At 66.1% G+C, this 16,127-nt stretch carries 19 protein-coding genes; 2 read left to right on the forward strand and 17 right to left on the reverse strand.

The window, feature by feature from the left end; all coding sequences use genetic code 11:
- Positions 1-5 precede the first annotated feature (5 nt).
- Positions 6-884 carry a type II secretion system F family protein gene (locus ACN9M4_RS14495; RefSeq protein WP_426299045.1) on the forward strand — a complete coding sequence of 293 codons (879 nt, stop codon included), beginning with the start codon at positions 6-8 and terminating at the stop codon, positions 882-884.
- Positions 885-958: 74 nt separating this feature from the next.
- Positions 959-1,096: a hypothetical protein gene (locus tag ACN9M4_RS14500; protein ID WP_426299047.1), complete on the forward strand. Its 138-nt coding sequence runs from the start codon at positions 959-961 to the stop codon at positions 1,094-1,096.
- A gap of 221 nt (positions 1,097-1,317) precedes the next feature.
- On the opposite strand, the gene ACN9M4_RS14505 is transcribed toward ACN9M4_RS14500, so the two are convergent.
- From ACN9M4_RS14505 to ACN9M4_RS14585, 17 genes are all read right to left on the reverse strand, one after another.
- Positions 1,318-1,710 carry a hypothetical protein gene (locus ACN9M4_RS14505; protein ID WP_426299049.1) on the reverse strand — a complete coding sequence of 131 codons (393 nt, stop codon included), beginning with the start codon at positions 1,708-1,710 and terminating at the stop codon, positions 1,318-1,320.
- Positions 1,711-1,814: 104 nt separating this feature from the next.
- A complete protein-coding gene (locus tag ACN9M4_RS14510; RefSeq protein ID WP_426299051.1) occupies positions 1,815-2,921 on the reverse strand; it encodes a WXG100 family type VII secretion target in 1,107 nt (368 codons plus the stop codon).
- A 71-nt stretch (positions 2,922-2,992) separates the two neighbouring features.
- Positions 2,993-3,901, reverse strand: coding sequence for a tRNA pseudouridine synthase A (locus tag ACN9M4_RS14515; RefSeq protein WP_426299053.1), 909 nt, complete (start codon positions 3,899-3,901; stop codon positions 2,993-2,995).
- 32 nt (positions 3,902-3,933) lie between these two features.
- Complete coding sequence (gene rplQ, locus ACN9M4_RS14520) at positions 3,934-4,494, reverse strand: 50S ribosomal protein L17 (RefSeq protein WP_426299055.1); 561 nt, start codon at positions 4,492-4,494, stop codon at positions 3,934-3,936.
- Between the two features lie 63 nt (positions 4,495-4,557).
- Positions 4,558-5,568, reverse strand: a complete 1,011-nt coding sequence (locus ACN9M4_RS14525) for a DNA-directed RNA polymerase subunit alpha (RefSeq protein ID WP_070347947.1) — start codon at positions 5,566-5,568, stop codon at positions 4,558-4,560.
- A 137-nt stretch (positions 5,569-5,705) separates the two neighbouring features.
- Positions 5,706-6,107, reverse strand: a complete 402-nt coding sequence (rpsK, locus tag ACN9M4_RS14530) for a 30S ribosomal protein S11 (protein WP_026555755.1) — start codon at positions 6,105-6,107, stop codon at positions 5,706-5,708.
- Positions 6,108-6,152: 45 nt separating this feature from the next.
- The gene (gene rpsM / locus ACN9M4_RS14535) at positions 6,153-6,530 is read right to left on the reverse strand and encodes a 30S ribosomal protein S13 (RefSeq protein ID WP_074587766.1); all 378 of its coding nucleotides are present in this window, start codon (positions 6,528-6,530) and stop codon (positions 6,153-6,155) included.
- 197 nt (positions 6,531-6,727) lie between these two features.
- A complete protein-coding gene (rpmJ, locus tag ACN9M4_RS14540; protein ID WP_011775570.1) occupies positions 6,728-6,841 on the reverse strand; it encodes a 50S ribosomal protein L36 in 114 nt (37 codons plus the stop codon).
- Positions 6,842-6,909: 68 nt separating this feature from the next.
- Positions 6,910-7,131, reverse strand: coding sequence for a translation initiation factor IF-1 (infA, locus tag ACN9M4_RS14545; protein WP_009358723.1), 222 nt, complete (start codon positions 7,129-7,131; stop codon positions 6,910-6,912).
- A gap of 210 nt (positions 7,132-7,341) precedes the next feature.
- Positions 7,342-8,304, reverse strand: a complete 963-nt coding sequence (locus ACN9M4_RS14550; RefSeq protein WP_426299059.1) for a P1 family peptidase — start codon at positions 8,302-8,304, stop codon at positions 7,342-7,344.
- A 101-nt stretch (positions 8,305-8,405) separates the two neighbouring features.
- Positions 8,406-9,461, reverse strand: a complete 1,056-nt coding sequence (locus ACN9M4_RS14555) for a sugar phosphate isomerase/epimerase family protein (protein WP_426299061.1) — start codon at positions 9,459-9,461, stop codon at positions 8,406-8,408.
- Positions 9,462-9,548: 87 nt separating this feature from the next.
- Positions 9,549-11,183 carry an ABC transporter substrate-binding protein gene (locus ACN9M4_RS14560; RefSeq protein ID WP_426299063.1) on the reverse strand — a complete coding sequence of 545 codons (1,635 nt, stop codon included), beginning with the start codon at positions 11,181-11,183 and terminating at the stop codon, positions 9,549-9,551.
- 1 nt (position 11,184) lies between these two features.
- Entirely contained in the window at positions 11,185-12,048 is an 864-nt protein-coding gene (locus tag ACN9M4_RS14565) for an ATP-binding cassette domain-containing protein (protein WP_426299065.1), read from the reverse strand.
- The gene (locus tag ACN9M4_RS14570; protein WP_426299067.1) at positions 12,045-13,106 is read right to left on the reverse strand and encodes an ABC transporter ATP-binding protein; all 1,062 of its coding nucleotides are present in this window, start codon (positions 13,104-13,106) and stop codon (positions 12,045-12,047) included. Before ACN9M4_RS14570 ends, ACN9M4_RS14565 begins: the two co-directional genes overlap by 4 nt.
- Positions 13,106-14,122, reverse strand: coding sequence for an ABC transporter permease (locus ACN9M4_RS14575; protein WP_426299069.1), 1,017 nt, complete (start codon positions 14,120-14,122; stop codon positions 13,106-13,108). Before ACN9M4_RS14575 ends, ACN9M4_RS14570 begins: the two co-directional genes overlap by 1 nt.
- 7 nt (positions 14,123-14,129) lie before the next feature.
- On the reverse strand, positions 14,130-15,017 hold the full coding sequence (locus ACN9M4_RS14580; RefSeq protein ID WP_426299071.1) for an ABC transporter permease: 888 nt from the start codon (positions 15,015-15,017) through the stop codon (positions 14,130-14,132).
- Entirely contained in the window at positions 15,014-16,105 is a 1,092-nt protein-coding gene (locus ACN9M4_RS14585) for a TIM barrel protein (RefSeq protein WP_426299073.1), read from the reverse strand. The genes ACN9M4_RS14580 and ACN9M4_RS14585 overlap by 4 nt, the downstream gene beginning before the upstream one ends.
- Positions 16,106-16,127 lie beyond the last annotated feature (22 nt).

Genomic DNA, 16,127 nt, shown 5'->3' on the forward strand with positions numbered 1-16,127 from the left:
CAGTCATGCAGATCTATGCATATGCCGCCATGCTGGCAATTATTGCGCCGGTGTCTTGGATGGTGTGGCTCGCCTTTACCGTAGACCGCGTCGCCATGCGCAACATCAGGAGGAACCTCGGTCAAAAGACGGCAATCGCCGCCAGGCCGGCAAATGCCGCACAATGGTTGTCCGGAATGTCCCGGCAGCTAGTGCCGGGGAGCTACATAGCCTGGCTCGACAAGCAACTCGCCGGGGCTGGGCGGCCGAAGGACTGGCCCCTGGGCCGGATCCTCATGGTCAAGCCGCTGATGGCCTTGAGCGGCGCCTTCCTCGGCGTCCTCCTCTTCCTTGGCGATCCTTCTGCTGGCAAGGCCCTGCTGGGCTTTGCGGCAGCAGCCCTGGCATACTTCGTGCCGGATATCCTCATCCGTTCGAACGCCCAGAAGCGGCGGGAAGCTATGAAGCTTGCCCTTCCCAATGCCTTGGACCAAATGCTTATCTCGGTCCAGGCGGGCCTCGGTTTCGAAGCCGCCATGGCACGGGCCGCTGAAAACGGAAAGGGACCGCTTGCCGACGAATTCATCCGGACACTCCAGGACATCCAAGTGGGACGAAGCCGGAAGGAAGCTTATCTGGACCTTTCAGAACGCGTTGACGTAAGAGACGTACGCAGCTTCGTCCGCGCCGTCGTCCAGGCCGACGCCTATGGTATTGCCATTGCCAAAGTCCTCAAGGCACAAGCCCAGGAAATGCGGCTCAAGCGCCGGCAGCGCGCCGAGGAACATGCCATGAAGATCCCGGTCAAAATCCTCTTCCCACTGATCACCTGCATCTTCCCGGCATTGCTCGTGATCATCCTGGGCCCGGCAGTGCTCTCCATCGCCAAGATGTTCGAGGGATAGCGATGTCCGGCCTAAAACGGGACGCCTCGGTCCCTAGTGCCGAGCCCGCAACCGAGGACAATGAACGCGGAAGCATGGCCACTGAGTATTCGGTCCTGATGGCCTTCATGATCACGCTGGTCATGGGGGGCGTCACCGCATTCGGTTTGGCGTTGAGCGGCCACTACGACTACCTCAACACCACCCTGAAAGCAGCCCTCGGGTTGCCCTGACACCGATCCACCAAGCCGCCTGTCTGGGCAGGCACGTGGAGTACCTCAACGCCACCACCGGCAGCTGCTGGAACTGCCGAAGGGAGGTACCCGATTTGGCGCCCTATGCGAGGGGGCGCCGCCACACCGACCACCCGGTACCCAGAACCGCAGTGGTCACCCCGACCCCCTTCCGGTACCCAGAGCCGGAAGGGGGTCTCTCACGTTCGGGAAGCAACCGCTCAGCGCCCCGCCGGCAATTGGTACAGAGCCACATGAACTGTCCCGGTCTCTGCCGGCGGGATCACCACGCGGAAGGCCGGGCCGCGGCCGTAATCCGAGTCCTTGGAGCAGAGTGTGGAGCCTTCCTCCACCTGGACGCCCCGGAGGACTTTCGCATCCTGGGCCCCGATCCTGGCATCCGGGGCCACCACGGCACCCGCAGCTTCGCAGGCGGCCGTCATCTCCGCACTTCCCGCCGTGAACGTGGTCAAGGACGCATTCCGAAACGGTTCCAGCGGGCTCCGGTCCACCGTGAAATCCCGGGCGTCTGCCGGCAGTGCAAGCCCCACCGGCTCCAAGAGCGAAACTGCGACGGCGCGTGCATCACCGGGTGCAGTGGATTCCGTTTCCATGTCTGTTCCTGTCGTCGTAGTCCCTGCGCGGCCGGGACCCCCCGGAGCCGCACATCCAGCCAGCAAGAGCCCGGCAACGGCCAGGCAAGCCATGGCGCGCCCGCTCATTTCACGCTTCCCGAACTATGGCGCGTGGAAGATTCGCCCGTCATGTTGTAGTTCTGCGCGATGCCCACTTCGTTGAGCCTTCCCAGCTGCTCGTCAGATACGTTCAGGGGCCCGATGTCCGTGGACTTGCCGCCGTCCCAGTTGTAACGGTCACGATAGCTCACGCTGGTCTCCGTTTTGTAAGTCCAGTCCCCGCCAGGTGTGCTCGGCGGGTACACGGTCACCTGCCCCTGGGTGCTGTAGCTGAGCCCGCCACTGGCGTAGAACCAGTCAGCACTCTCATCCTTGCCGATGTAATAGCCCTTCCAAGCAGTGTTCACGGGATACGTCACTGGCCCGGTTGCGCCTGAATTCCGGGCGTCCTCGACAGCGCTCTTGGCAAGGTTCTCGACGTCGGCATCCGCCTGGCTGGAGAAGCCGGGGGCATCTTCAAGGATTTGGTCGACGTCCTGTTCGAGGGGTTCACCGGAATTCCCGAGGAAGTGCAGCAGGTTGCGCGAGGCATTCGGAATTACGGGCGCGGCGGCATTGGCCGCTGCCTCAACGCCCACCTTTGTGGCGTGGTCGCCAAAGCCAGCGTCCTCGGAACCGTGTTCCTGCGAGTCGGGATCCGATTTCCAGGGAGGGGCGTCGGGCTTCGGTACCGATTCGCCGGGCACCGGCTCGCCAAGCCCTCCAGGGTAAGGTTCCTGCCCTGGCGTCTTTCCACCGGGATCGCCGCCGTCGTCATCGCCTCGCCCGGTCCGGGAACCAGCTGAACCCCGGGACTCATCCCTGCGGTCACCGTTGCCGGACTCGCCGCCGCCGGAGTTGCCGCCGCCTTGCCCGTCAGCCCCCTGGCTGGCCTTCTCCTGCTCGTCGGCGTTGGCCTGCAGCGTCTTGGCGGCCTGCAGGAGGCTCTGCACTACCGATTTTGAGTGAGGCATCAGCTCGCTCTGCCACGACTGGCGGAACCCCTGCATGTCCGGTCCCAGCCACGCGCCGGGCGTATCCAGCAACGAGGAAAGGTTCCGGGTCAAGGCCCCGATCCGATCCGCGCTCTTGGCCATCTGCTTCGCGAGGGCACGCAGCTGCGCAGGGTCAGCGCCCACAAATTGAGTCATGGCTGCATCCTGCCAAGATCGCCTGCAAACGGCCATGGGCAGGACTTCCCGTGACGGCCGCAGGAAATGAACTACTCCCGCTTCGCCCGGGTCAGTTCGGCCCGGGCCAACAGTTCGCCGTCCGCCGGATACGCCACATGCTCCAGCACCAAAGGGTGCGGCGCGGCGAGCACCGATTTGGCATCGCGGACCCCGGCAAGCAAACGATCGTGCATCCACTGCGGGGTTTCCAGGCCCTCCCCCACACGCAGCGCGCCGCCCACCAGGGCACGGACCATGTTGTGGCAGAACGCGTCGGCCTGGACGGTGGCGACTATGACGCCGTCGTCTCCCCGGTCAAACTCGAAAGCCTGAAGTTCCCGGATGGTGGTTGCGCCCTCCCGGGGCCGGCAGTAGGCGCGGAAATCCTGCAGGCCCAGGAGTTCGGCCGCCCCGCGGTTCATCAACCCCGTGTCCAGCGGTGCCTTGTGCCAAAGGGTCAGTCCCCGCAGCAGCGGGTCCCAGCGTTCCGGACCGTCGGCAATCCGGTAGCTGTAGCGGCGCCACAGCGCCGAAAACCGGGCGTCGAAACCCGACGGCGCCAGGCCGGCGTCGTGAATCTCAATGGCACCGCGAATTCCACCAGCACCGTGGTGCCCCTCCAGGACCCTGCTGAGCGCTCCGCGCAGCTTCCGCTGCAGGGCGGCCGCCGGATCGTAAAGGCCATCGCGAGAAAGGCGGAACCACTCCTCCGGCGAGAGGTCCAGATGGACCACCTGGCCGCGGGCGTGCACGCCGGCGTCGGTGCGGCCCGCCACGGTGACCCGGACCGGACGGCGGATGACCAACTCGAGCGCGGACTCCAGGCAACCCTGCACCGTACGGAGTCCGGGCTGCACGGCCCAGCCGCTGAACGGGCCGCCGTCGTAGGAAAGATCCATCCGGATACGCAAGAACCCGCCGCCTCCGGAAACGGGGGCAGCGGGTTCCTGTTCGTTCATAGACCCAAGTCTATCGGGAAGAATTCAGCGAATTACTTCTCGTCCTTGGCAGCCTCTTCGGCCGGAGCCTCGGCAGCTTCCTCAGCGGCCGGAGCCTCTTCGGCAGCGGCTTCGGGAGCCTCTTCGGCAGCAGCTTCAGTCTCGACGACCTCTTCAGCGGCAGCTTCCTCAGCAACCGGAGCAGCCTTCTCGGCAGCCTGGGTGGCTTCGGCGACAACGGCCTGCTTCGGGGAGAGCGGCTCGAGAACCAGCTCGATGACAGCCATGGGAGCGTTGTCGCCCTTGCGGTTGCCGATCTTGGTGATGCGGGTGTAGCCGCCGTCGCGGTTCTCCACTGCCTGGGCGATGTCGGTGAACAGCTCGTGGACAATGCCCTTGTTGCTGATCAGGCCGAGAACGCGGCGGCGGGAAGCGAGGTCGCCACGCTTGGCGAAGGTGACCAGGCGCTCTGCGTACGGCTTCAGGCGCTTGGCCTTGGTGACCGTGGTGGTGATGCGCTTGTGTTCGAACAGCGAAGCTGCCAGGTTCGCGAGCATCAGGCGCTCGTGAGCCGGACCGCCTCCGAGGCGCGGACCCTTAGTGGGGGTAGGCATAGTAATTTCTCCTGTAATGAAGGCCGTACTGGTCCGTCCGGGACCCGATGGCCAAGATCTGTGTTAGAGCTCGTCGTCGCTGAACGCGGCGTCGTCCTCTTCGATGGCTGCGGCGCGGGCTGCAAGATCGAAACCGGGAGGCGAGTCCTTCAGGGACAGGCCCAGTTCCACCAGCTTTGCCTTGACCTCGTCGATGGACTTGGCACCGAAGTTGCGGATGTCCATCAGGTCAGCCTCGGAGCGGGCAACGAGTTCACCCACGGTGTGGATGCCCTCACGCTTGAGGCAGTTGTAGGAACGGACCGTCAGGTCCAGATCCTCGATCGGCAGTGCCATGTCAGCAGCCAGGGCTGCGTCGGTGGGCGACGGGCCAATCTCAATACCTTCAGCTGCGGTGTTCAGCTCGCGGGCCAGACCGAACAGTTCCACCAGGGTGGTGCCTGCGGAAGCGACGGCATCGCGCGGAGCGATGGCCGGCTTGGTCTCGACGTCGACAATGAGCTTGTCGAAGTCGGTGCGCTGCTCAACACGGGTGGCTTCCACGCGGAAGGTCACCTTCAGGACCGGCGAGTAGATCGAGTCGACCGGGATGCGGCCGATCTCGGAGTCGCCGGACTTGTTCTGAGCTGCCGAAACGTAGCCGCGTCCGCGTTCGATGGTCAGTTCGAGTTCGAACTTGCCCTTCGAGTTCAGCGTGGCAATGTGCAGATCCGGGTTGTGGAATTCGACGCCGGCGGGCGGAGCGATGTCCGCTGCCGTGACGACTCCGGGACCCTGCTTGCGCAGGTACGCGACAACCGGCTCATCGTGCTCGGAGGACACGGAGAGGTTCTTGATGTTCAGGATGATCTCGGTGACATCTTCCTTGACACCCGGAACCGTCGTGAACTCGTGCAGCACGCCATCGATCCGGATGCTGGTAACAGCGGCACCGGGGATGGAGGAGAGCAGGGTACGGCGGAGGGAGTTGCCGAGGGTGTAGCCGAAGCCCGGTTCCAGCGGTTCAATGATGAAACGCGAGCGGTTCTCGGAGACTACTTCTTCAGACAGAGTGGGGCGCTGTGCAATAAGCACTTAGGTTTCCTTTCGGCGAGCATCCGCTATATGACGCAACACAGGTGGTGGAAATCGGCTTGTTTCCGAAGCTGCCGGCCGTGCCGCTCGGACAGAAGACTGTCCGACGGCGGCACGGCCGGCCGCAGCGGAGTCAATTAGACGCGGCGGCGCTTCGGCGGGCGGCAACCGTTGTGGGCGCTGGGGGTGACGTCCTGGATGGAGCCAACCTCGAGGCCAGCGGCCTGCAGCGAACGGATTGCGGTCTCGCGTCCGGATCCCGGGCCCTTGACGAAAACGTCGACCTTGCGCAGACCGTGCTCCTGGGCGCGCTTTGCAGCAGCCTCGGCAGCCATCTGGGCAGCGAACGGGGTGGACTTACGGGAGCCCTTGAAGCCAACCTCACCGGCGGAAGCCCAGGAGATCACAGCACCGCTCGGGTCCGTGATGGACACGATGGTGTTGTTGAAGGTGCTCTTGATGTGCGCCTGGCCGAGCGCAATATTCTTCTTATCCTTGCGACGCGGCTTACGGACCGCTCCACGAGTCTTGGGGGGCATGTTTTCTCCTACAGAAAAGTTATCGGGTGAAGACGACCGCTATTTCTAGCGGCCGGCCTTCTTCTTGCCGGCGACGGTGCGCTTCGGGCCCTTGCGGGTACGAGCGTTGGTCTTCGTACGCTGACCGCGTACGGGCAGGCCCTTGCGGTGGCGCAGGCCTTCGTAGCTGCCGATCTCGACCTTGCGGCGGATGTCGGCGGCTACCTCGCGGCGAAGGTCACCCTCAACCTTGTAGTTGCCCTCGATGTAGTCACGCAGCTGAACCAGTTCGGCGTCAGTCAGGTCCTTGACGCGAACGTCAGCGCTGATGCCGGTGGCAGCCAGGGTTTCCTTTGCACGGGTCTTGCCCACGCCGTAGATGTAAGTAAGCGCAATTTCCAACCGCTTTTCGCGGGGAATGTCTACGCCAGCGAGACGAGCCATAGTGGCGGTACTCCTTGAATAAACCGGAGGTCGTAGGCAGTACACCCACACTTTCAGTGTGGCCCCAGCCTCCGACCGGGGGTTCGCTGTCCGGGCTCTGTGTTGCTCAATGTCCCAGCGCAGCTTGTGCTGCCTTTATTTACTTGCGTGGGCACAGCCCAGGTTTGCCCTTGCGGGCGCTGATTCCCTGGCGGGAATTAGCCCTGGCGCTGCTTGTGGCGCGGGTTCTCGCAGATCACCATGACCCGGCCATTACGGCGGATCACTTTGCACTTGTCGCAGATCTGCTTAACGCTCGGCTTGACCTTCATGGCGTTCCTTTGCGTGTTGCAGGTGGTCGGCTGGAACGGCTCGGGCTAATGCCCTGCCGCCCAACGATTTACTTGTAGCGGTAGACGATGCGACCACGTGTGAGGTCGTAAGGGCTCAGCTCCACCACTACCCGGTCCTCAGGGAGAATCCTGATGTAGTGCTGGCGCATCTTCCCCGAGATGTGTGCAAGAACGATGTGCTTGTTGGTCAGCTCAACGCGAAACATCGCGTTGGGCAGCGCCTCGGTCACAACGCCCTCGATCTCAATGACCCCGTCCTTCTTGGCCATATCCTCCGCTAACTGTTGTTTGCCGCAGTCCTTCCCAAGGGAATCCCTGCGGACGTTTTTGGGTTTTCGGCTGCCGCTGCATCCCGTCGACGGACCCGGAAAATCCGGTTCTGTAAATGGGCGTGACTGTGCAGACAACCAACAGACAACACTACGCCAAAGCCGGCCGAATGTTAAATCCGCTCATGCTAGCGCAGAGGCATCCTGCTGTCACCCCTGCCCGCCGCCCCCTCCGGGGGCGAAAGCGCGGAACTCCCCCGCCGGCGTCGTGATGGATTCCGCCGCCGCGACGCCGTCCAGGATGGCGAGCCGCACCGCTTCAGCCGCCGCGCTTTGCAAGGTGATCAAGGAGATCTGCCGCGCCTGTTCCGTACTCCGGTCAAGCCCGACGGCGCCGGTCGCCAGCGCGAAGACGGTGTCGCCGTCGGCGAGGGTATGGGAGGGGTTCAGCGCCCGGGCGAGGCCGGCATGGGCCGCCCCGGCGGTCCGCTTGCATTCGGCCGGGTCCAGGGCCGCGTTGGTGGCGACGACGGCGAGCGTGGTGTTCAGCTGCGGGGAAGCCGGCGTTTCCGGCGCCTCCGCTCCCACCGGCATGCCCAGCGCATTCACCACCGCGATGGCGCCCACCACCACGGGCCCGTCCGGGGAGATGGCGTCGAGGGTAAGGGACGCCGTGCCCACCCCGCCCTTGAAGGCGCCCCTGCCGAGCACCGCTCCGGTGCCGGCGCCGGCGTTTCCGCGTGCGACGTCGGCCTGCTCACCGGAAGCGGCCGCGGCGGCTGCCGCTTCGTAACCCATGTCCGCGCCGGGCCGGGCGGCGAAGTCGCCGCCGCGGCCGAGGTCGAAAATGGCCGCGGCCGGGACGATCGGCACCACGCCGCCCGCCACCGGGAAACCGCGGCCCTGCTCTTCGCACCAGAGCTGGGCGCCATGCGCCGAGGCCAGTCCGTAGGCGCTGCCGCCGGTCAGCACCACTGCGTCGACAGTGGGAACGAGCGTGGTGGGATCGAGGGCATCGGTCTCGTGGGTGCCTGGCCCTCCCCCGCGCACATCCACCGAGCCCACGGTTCCCGGTGGCGGCAGGACCACCGTCACCCCGGACAGCCAGCCGTCGCCGACCTTCTGGACCTGCCCCACACGGATTCCCGGTACATCGGTGATCTTGGATGCCATGGGGCCATTGTGCTCCTCGGCGACCGGAATACGTGCGAACTGGCAGCAGATGCCCTCTCCATGCGGATTTAAGGGCAGGTGCTGCCAGTTCCCGCTCCTCGTCAGCGCGCGGTGACGCCCTCCGCGAGGCCAAGCCTGGCGAGGGAGGCTCGCAGGGCCTGGGCAGACTCATGGATGAAGCGTTCGCCGTCGTACGGAATCGCCCGGAGTTCCGTCAACGACAAAGCCTCGCCGCGATCCACCTTGGCCTGGTATCCGGCGGCCATTTCGCGGATCCTGGCCACTTCGGCCGCATCCAGGTCCGGGTGGACCGCAAGCCACTCGGGATCGTCCAGGCCGATGGGCAGGTGCAGCGTAGGGCCCGCGTTCTCGATGGAGAGCGGCAACTCCGGGTTTGCCGCGTGCAGGATGCCCAGCACGGTGTCCCAGTCGATGGATCCCTGCCCGATGGGGGCGAAGACCCGTCCGAACACGCCGTCCTGCTCACCGAGTACGAAATCCCGGAGGTGCGTGGCGCGGGTGTAGGGCGCCACGCGGCGGGCCGCCGCCACAGGGTCCTCGCCGCGCACCACCACGTTGGCGGTGTCGAAGGTGACGCCCAGGACGTCCGGGCCCACGGATTCGACCAGGCGCACCACCTCGTAACTGGTGATCTCCTCGTGGGTTTCGATGTTCAGGTGCACCCCGTGGTCCCGGGCCACCGGGGCAAGGAGTCGCAGGAACTTCTCGATCGCCACCAACTGGTCCGGCCACGGGGCGTCCGTGCGGAAACGGTCGAAGACGTAGTAACCGGGCATGCCACGCTGGTAGTTGGCGCAGGCCACCCAGAGCTCGGTGACTCCGGCGGCCTCGTGTGCGGCCTCGATCATCCTGACCATGCCGCGGGTGTAGTCGCCGTCACCAAGCCTGCGGACCTGGGGCGCCTCGGAGGCCGCATAGGGGTTGACCTTGGCCAGGCCCATCTGCAGGTAGAGACCCAGTTCATCGGCGCAGGAGCGCACTTCGGCGAGCAGGCCACGGTCCAGGGTGGGCGAAACGTCCATCACGCTGCGGAAGTAGACGCCCTCCATGCCCAGTGCGTGGGCGCGTTCGAGGATCCGGACCGCGGAGTCCTCGGCTTCGTGGGGAATCTTGCTGCCATCAACACCAATTCGCATTTTTCTTGTCCTTAGCTGGTTCTGGATGTCTTGTGGTGCCTGCTGCGGGAACCGGGCGGACCGGTTCCCGCAACGGGCGGGGTGCAGCTAGCGGCCCCAGTTGTAGAAGGAGAACGTGGGCGAGTACTCGAAGTGCTTGACCGAGTCCGAAAGCACCGCCGTGAACTGCGCACGGTAGAGGATGATGGTGGGCGAACTGGCCCGCCAGGAATCCACCAGTGCGTTGATGTACGGCAGTTGCGAATCCAGGTCGGAGGCGGCGTTGAGCTTGTCCATGAGCTCCGGGGTTCCGGGAATGCAGATGTGCTGGTTGTTGAAGGTGCTGCCGCAGGTCATCTTCTTGCGCAGCTCGTACGCGGCCACGACGCCGCCGGTTTCGAACAGCAGTGCCGACTGGTACTTGCCCGTGTTGAACCTGGTGGCAAAGGCCGTCGGGGTCTGTGAGTCGATGTTCACCCGCACCCCGATGTCCTCCCAGGAGGACTTGAGGATGGTCGCGAGTGTGGACACGCCGGGCGAGGACGGGTTGATCATGAGGTCGATCTGCGGGTCCGTCAGGCCCGATTCCTTGACCAGGGCCCGTGCCCGGTCTTTGTCCAGCGGCCGGGGCGCAGAACGCTGTGCGTCGAAGCCCGGGATGCCGGGGACGAAGGGACCGTAGTAGCTGTCCGCGTAGCCGTAGGCCACGCTCGCCTTGATCTGCTCGTACGGCACGGCGTAGGTGAGCGCCTCACGCAGCTTCGGGTTGGCCGTAGTGCCCGAGGAGTTGTCCAGGGACACGGTCACCGGTGCGAAGGCCGGGGCGGACGTGACGCGGCAGCAGTCCTCCTGGCTCAGCTGGTGCACCACGTAGGGCGGCAGGCCCAGGGTCACATCGGCTTCGCCGCGGCGGGCCTGCAGCATCAGGGTGGGAATCGAGGAGATGAAGTTGACCCGCACCTCGGCTTCCCTGGCCGGCTCGCCATAGTAGTTCGGGTTCCGGGTGAGGACGGCGTAGTTGTTGGCCACGTATTCGTCCAGCACGTAGGGCCCGCTGCTGCTGGCGGTGTGCGAGGCGAGCCATTGGTTGGGCACGCCCTTCTTATCCTCGCCGTGCTCCTTGATGACCTTCGGGTCATAGATCGAGCCGCGGCTCTGGGCCAGGGTCACCAGGATGGCCGGATAGGCCCGGGAGAGTTCCAGGCGCACCGTCTGCGGGTCCACCACGACGACGTCGCTGATCAGGGGCGGGTCCGTCAGGCCGATCTGCAGGCCCAGTGCCCCGCAGCCGCCGATGGTCAGGTTGCGCATGATCGAATACCGCACGGCTTCGGCGTCCAGCGGGTTGCCGTTGGCGAACTTCGCCCCGGGGTGCAGGGAGAAGGTGTAGGACTTCCCGTCCGGGGACACCGTCCAGGACGTGGCCAGATCGCCCTTGACACGTTCGGGCTCGTTGATGGCCACGAGTGTGCCGTCCTGCTGGGGTGCTTCGTCGAGCCTGACGAGGCGGGCGTAGAAGTTGGTGGCGAAGCTGTTCTCGTTGCCAGCGCACACGAACGCGGGGTCGATGTTGGTCAGGGAGGCGGCCCAGTTCACGGTGAAGGGCCGCTCGTCGGCGCCGGAGGATGCCGCGGGCTGCGCACAGCCCGCGAGGGCGAGCAGGCCCACGGCGGCGAGCGCCGCCGTCGTCCGCTTCATGGCCGCCTTCCTGGTAGCTGCCGTCCATTTCGGGAGGGTCAACATGTCACATTCCTTCCAGGGTGTCGGCCGTGCCCGCCGCGGCGAGCGCCGCCGTCGTCCGGGTCTGTGCTGCCCGGCGGCGGGCACCCGGCACGGCATCCAGCAGCGCGCGGGTGTACGGGTGGGTGGTGTTCTCAAAGACATCCGCCGAAGTGCCGGCCTCCACGATCTCCCCGGCGTTCATGACGGCGATGTTGTGGCTCATGAGCCGGGCCACCACGAGGTCGTGGACGATGAAGAGGTAGGTCAGGCCGAGTTCGTCCTGCAGCTCGCTCAGGAGGTTGAGGACCTGCGCCTGGATGGAGACGTCCAGCGCGCTCACGGGTTCATCCAGCACCACCAGGTCCGGGTTCAGGACCAGGGCCCGCGCGATCGCGATGCGCTGGCGCTGGCCGCCGGAGAACGCGAAGGGGTAGCGCTGGGCCTGCTTGACGCTGATTCCCACGCGGTCCAGGACCTCCGAAACCCGGCGCGAACGTTCCGCCGAATCGCTGACGCCGTGCACGATGAGGGGTTCTTCCACCAGGTCCGCCACGGTGAAGCGCGGGTCGAGGGAGCCGTTGGGGTCCTGGAAGACCATCTGGATCCGCCGGCGCATCCTGCGCATCTCGGCCTTGGAAAGGCTGGTGAGGTCGACGCCGTCGAACTCGATCAACCCGCTGTCCACGCCGGTCAGGCCCATCACGCAGGCGGCGGTGGTGGACTTGCCGCTGCCGGACTCCCCCACCAGGCCCAGAGTCTGGCCGCGGCGCAGTTGGAAGGAGACATCGTGCAGGATCTGTACGCTGTGCCGTTTGCCGATGCCCTTGGCATAGGACTTGTTCAGCTTCTCCACCCGCAGGAGCGGGGTGGCGCTTGCGATGTTCATGCTGTCTCCCCTTGGGGGTCGTAGGCGAAGTGGCAGCGGACGACGGCGCCGTTGGACAGGGTGCGCGGCTGCGGTCTTTCGATCGCGCAGCGTTCCTGGTCCCGGCCGATCGGGCAGCGTGGCGCGAAGGGGCAGCCGGGTTCGTCCACCGAGAGGTCCGGCGGCGATCCGGGGATGGCTGGCAGCGCACCGCGCCGGGCGGTGGCGGGGTCGATAACGCAGTCCAGCAGGGCCTTCGAGTACGGGTGGCCCGGCGAGGCGAACAACGCCTCGGTGCTGGTGCATTCGACGAAACGCCCGGCGTACATGACGTTGACGCTGTCGCAGAGTTCCTCCACGATGCCCAGGTTGTGGGTGATCATCACCAGGGCGTTGCCGCGTTCGTCGCAGATCTTGGCCAGCAGGTCCAGAACCTGTGCCTGGGTGGTGACGTCCAGGGCGGTGGTGGGTTCGTCCGCGACCACCACGGAGGGATCGTTGGCGATGGCCATCGCGATCAGGACGCGTTGGCGCATGCCGCCGGAGTACTGGTGCGGGTAGTCCGAGATCCGCCGGGCGGCATCGTTGACGCCCACTTCGCCAAGCAGATCGCATGCCATCTTCCGGGCAGCCCTGACGGAGACGTCCTGGTGCACGCGGATGGCTTCGACGAACTGGCTCCCGATGGTCTTCAGCGGATCCAGGGCGGCCATGGGGTCCTGGAAGACGAGGCTGATGTCCTTGCCGCGGACCTTGGAGATCCCGGCGTCGTCAAGGCCCACGATCTCCTTGCCGTTGAGTTTGACGCTGCCGCCGACCACCCGGCCCGGCGGGGGCACGAGGCCCATGAGGGACATGGCCATGGCGGATTTGCCGGAGCCGGATTCGCCCACGATTGCCAGCCGCTGCCCCTTGCGGAGGTCGAAGGAGACGTCGCGGACGGCGTGGACGGTTCCGACGGCGGTCACGAAGTCGGTCCGCAGGCCCCGGACGCTGAGCACGGGGTCGTTGTGGTCGGGGTCCGGGCCGCCGTCGCCCGCCACTCGGGGTGCGGGAAGGGAGAGTGCGTTGCTTTGCATCAGCGTGCTCCTACTCGGGTACGGGGATCGGCAGCGGTCATGAGGAGGTCGGCCAGGAGGCTGACCACCACGTAGAGGACGGCCGCCATCAGGAGCACGGCCTGGACCACCGCGAAGTCCTTCTGGATGATGGCGTCGGCGGTCATGGAACCGATGCCGGGCCAGCCGAACACCTTTTCCACGAGCAGGCTTCCGGCGAGGAGGTCGGCGAAGAGGAGGGATGCGGCCGGCAGCAGGGAGAGCAGCCCGTGCGGTGCCACGTGCCGGTTGTAGACCGGGAAGCGGCGCAGGCCGTGGCTCTGGGAGACGGCCACGAAGGTTTCCCGGAGGGTGCCCCGCAACTGGTTGCGGTAGAGCCGGCTGAGGAAGGCAAAGGGGCCCAGCGCCACGATCGTTGCCGGCAGGAGCAGGTGCCACCACGCGTTGGCGAAGGTTCCCCACTGCCCGGCCAGGAGGGAGTCCACGGTGAACATCCCGGTCACGTTCGGCGGCTTGAGCATTCCGGGCGACAGGCGCCCTTCGGGCCCCGGGAAGATCCCGAGCTGGATGGAGAAGACCATCAGGGCCAGCAGGGCAATCCAGAACGGCGGCGAACCCATGGCCAAGGAGGAGGCGAAGCGGACGGCCTGGTCCGGCCACCGGCGTCGTGAATAGACCGCGAAGCTTGCGGCCAGCACGGCGGCGACGATCGCGATGATCACGGACAGCAGCCCCAATTCGAGGGTGGCTGGAAGCCGCTGCCCCAGGAGCGTGCCCACGCTGTTGCCGGTGCTGTACGAGAAGCCGAAGTCGCCGCGGAGCAGCGAGCCCATGTAGTTGCCGTACTGGACCAGGAGGTTGTCATCCAGGCCCATGGACTTGCGCAGGGCGGCGATGGTTTCCTCGGTTGCGGTGTCGCCGGCGATGGCCCGTGCGGGGTCGCCGGGGACCTTGCGGAGCAGCACGAAGGTGAAGATCGAGGCCCCGAAGACGGTGGCCAGTGCCACCCCGAGTCGTTTGAGGACGGTGCTGGTCATCGGAGCCTCACTTCGCCTGGGTGAATTCGCCGCGGGGGTCCAGGACTTCCCGGGCCCGGTCCGCGATGACGGTAGTCAGGGTGACGGCGATGAGCAGTCCCAGGCCGGGGAAGCCTGCGATCCACCACTGCCCGGTCAGGAAGAACTGCTGGCCTTCGGTGATCATTTCGCCCCATTCCGCGGTGGGCGGCTGGGCTCCCAGCCCGAGGTACCCGAGGGCGGCCAGGGACAGCACGGCGGCGCCGAACACGGCCGCCATCTGCAGGATCATGATCGGCACCAGGTGCGGGAGCACGTGCCGGAACAGGACCCGGGCGGGGTGGGCGCCGATCGCCATGGTGGAGCGGATGAAGTCCTGCCCGTACAGGCGCATCACTTCGCCTCGGAGGGTCCGCATGTACCAGGGGAAGGAGTGCAGCGAGAGGCCGATGACCGCGGCCGTGACTCCTGGCTTGAGCGCCATTGCGATGGCCATGGCGAGCAGGATCGCCGGGAAGCACAGGATCGAGTTGCTCAGCCAGGTGAAAAGGGTGTCCACCCAGCCGCGCATGGAGCCGGCAAGCAGGGCGGCCACGCAGCCCACGACGGCGCCGATCAGTGCGATGGTCAGGCCGGCAAGGATCGAGGTCTGTCCGCCGGCGAGGAAGCGGGACATCACGTCGCGGCCGGTGTCGTCCGTGCCCATCGGATGGCCGAAACTCGGCCCCTGGAGGACTGCGCCAAGGTTGATCGCTTCAGGCTGGACCCGCCAGAGCAGCGGGCCGAGCAGCGTCAGCACCACCAGGGCGGCCAGCAGGGACAGGGCGAGCGTGAGCTTCCGGTCCCGTTTAAGGAAGCTGCTGAAGGGCCGGCGCCTGGCCGGGACAACGGCCTGTGGGGCGGCTATTGCTGTCATGAGAGTCCTTCCTCTCCGGAGAGGATCGTTGCCGGGGCGGCTATGCCGGCCCCGAGCGATGTGAGGATCCGCCGCAACGTTGCGGCGCTGTGGAGCAGCTGACGACGGCGTTCGGCAGGGGCGGGGTCATCGTCCCAGTCGGCGAGCGTCGGGATTTCCCCGCGCGCCACGCCGTCGTGCGTCAGGACGCCGAGCCGGGCCAGCTGGCCGAGTTCCGGGGCGTCGAGGTGCGGTTCGTGGCGGAACCACGAGCGGTCGAATACGGGGGTGTCGAACTTTCCGCGGTGCTGTTCGAGGGTGAAGTCGCGCACCCCGGAGTCCAGCAGGCTGCCCAGGAGGGGATCCCAGTCGAGGACGCCTTCGCCAAGGGCGCGCAGCCTGCGCCGGTAGCCGTGCGGCACCGGAAACAGGACAAGATCCTCCAGGTGGGTCATGCGGATCGAAGGACCGAGGTTCCTCGCTACGGCGTGGGGATCTTCACCGCGGACCACGAGGTTGGCCGCATCGAGCCCGATGCTGAAGACCGCGGGGTCGAGGCCCTGCACCAGGGACAGCACCTCGACCGAGGCGAGGTCCTCGTGGGTCTTGACGTTGATCCGGGCACCGGCCCCCAGGGCTTCCGCGGCAAGGGATTCAAGGTTCGCCCGGACCAGCCGCAGTTGCGCTGCGTGGTCCAGGAAACGTCCCTGCTCCATCAGGCCTTCCCGCACGGAGCGGGTGTAGACGAAGAACTCCTTGATGCCGAGTTCCAGTCCCCGCGAAAGAGAGTTGTGCAGTTCCCGGCGGACTGCGGCCGGTTCACCGGCCGGACCCGCGCAGCCCAGTCCCAGTTGGAGTTCGACGCCGGCGCGCCGGGCTTCCGCTGCCACCTCGCCAAGCCTGTCCTCCGTTTCGCCAGAAAGTTCCGCGGCGATGTTGTTGAGGACCACGAGCGTGAAGCCGTCCTCGATGGCCTGGCGGAGTGAAGCAAGCAGCGACAGCTGCTCCATTCCCGGGTAGCGGGTGAACTGGATGCCGAGGCGGACCGCGGGGATTTCCCCGTCTTCGGGAGACCTCGAGCCAGGAAGCGGTTCTGTGATCTGGGTCATGCCGCTAAACTTACACTCGTAA

Source organism: Arthrobacter sp. R-11 (assembly GCF_049913155.1).
Lineage (GTDB): Bacteria > Actinomycetota > Actinomycetes > Actinomycetales > Micrococcaceae > Arthrobacter.

Excerpts from the sequence above, each read along its gene's own strand:
- ACN9M4_RS14495 (WP_426299045.1), top strand. The coding sequence starts at position 6 with ATGCAGATCTATGCATATGCCGCCATGCTGGCAATTATTGCGCCGGTG.
- ACN9M4_RS14500 (WP_426299047.1), top strand. The coding sequence starts at position 959 with ATGGCCACTGAGTATTCGGTCCTGATGGCCTTCATGATCACGCTGGTC.
- ACN9M4_RS14505 (WP_426299049.1), bottom strand. The coding sequence starts at position 1,710 with ATGGAAACGGAATCCACTGCACCCGGTGATGCACGCGCCGTCGCAGTT.
- ACN9M4_RS14510 (WP_426299051.1), bottom strand. The coding sequence starts at position 2,921 with ATGACTCAATTTGTGGGCGCTGACCCTGCGCAGCTGCGTGCCCTCGCG.
- ACN9M4_RS14515 (WP_426299053.1), bottom strand. The coding sequence starts at position 3,901 with ATGAACGAACAGGAACCCGCTGCCCCCGTTTCCGGAGGCGGCGGGTTC.
- rplQ (WP_426299055.1), bottom strand. The coding sequence starts at position 4,494 with ATGCCTACCCCCACTAAGGGTCCGCGCCTCGGAGGCGGTCCGGCTCAC.
- rpsK (WP_026555755.1), bottom strand. The coding sequence starts at position 6,107 with ATGCCCCCCAAGACTCGTGGAGCGGTCCGTAAGCCGCGTCGCAAGGAT.
- rpsM (WP_074587766.1), bottom strand. The coding sequence starts at position 6,530 with ATGGCTCGTCTCGCTGGCGTAGACATTCCCCGCGAAAAGCGGTTGGAA.
- rpmJ (WP_011775570.1), bottom strand. The coding sequence starts at position 6,841 with ATGAAGGTCAAGCCGAGCGTTAAGCAGATCTGCGACAAGTGCAAAGTG.
- infA (WP_009358723.1), bottom strand. The coding sequence starts at position 7,131 with ATGGCCAAGAAGGACGGGGTCATTGAGATCGAGGGCGTTGTGACCGAG.
- ACN9M4_RS14550 (WP_426299059.1), bottom strand. The coding sequence starts at position 8,304 with ATGGCATCCAAGATCACCGATGTACCGGGAATCCGTGTGGGGCAGGTC.
- ACN9M4_RS14555 (WP_426299061.1), bottom strand. The coding sequence starts at position 9,461 with ATGCGAATTGGTGTTGATGGCAGCAAGATTCCCCACGAAGCCGAGGAC.
- ACN9M4_RS14560 (WP_426299063.1), bottom strand. The coding sequence starts at position 11,183 with ATGTTGACCCTCCCGAAATGGACGGCAGCTACCAGGAAGGCGGCCATG.
- ACN9M4_RS14565 (WP_426299065.1), bottom strand. The coding sequence starts at position 12,048 with ATGAACATCGCAAGCGCCACCCCGCTCCTGCGGGTGGAGAAGCTGAAC.
- ACN9M4_RS14570 (WP_426299067.1), bottom strand. The coding sequence starts at position 13,106 with ATGCAAAGCAACGCACTCTCCCTTCCCGCACCCCGAGTGGCGGGCGAC.
- ACN9M4_RS14575 (WP_426299069.1), bottom strand. The coding sequence starts at position 14,122 with ATGACCAGCACCGTCCTCAAACGACTCGGGGTGGCACTGGCCACCGTC.
- ACN9M4_RS14580 (WP_426299071.1), bottom strand. The coding sequence starts at position 15,017 with ATGACAGCAATAGCCGCCCCACAGGCCGTTGTCCCGGCCAGGCGCCGG.
- ACN9M4_RS14585 (WP_426299073.1), bottom strand. The coding sequence starts at position 16,105 with ATGACCCAGATCACAGAACCGCTTCCTGGCTCGAGGTCTCCCGAAGAC.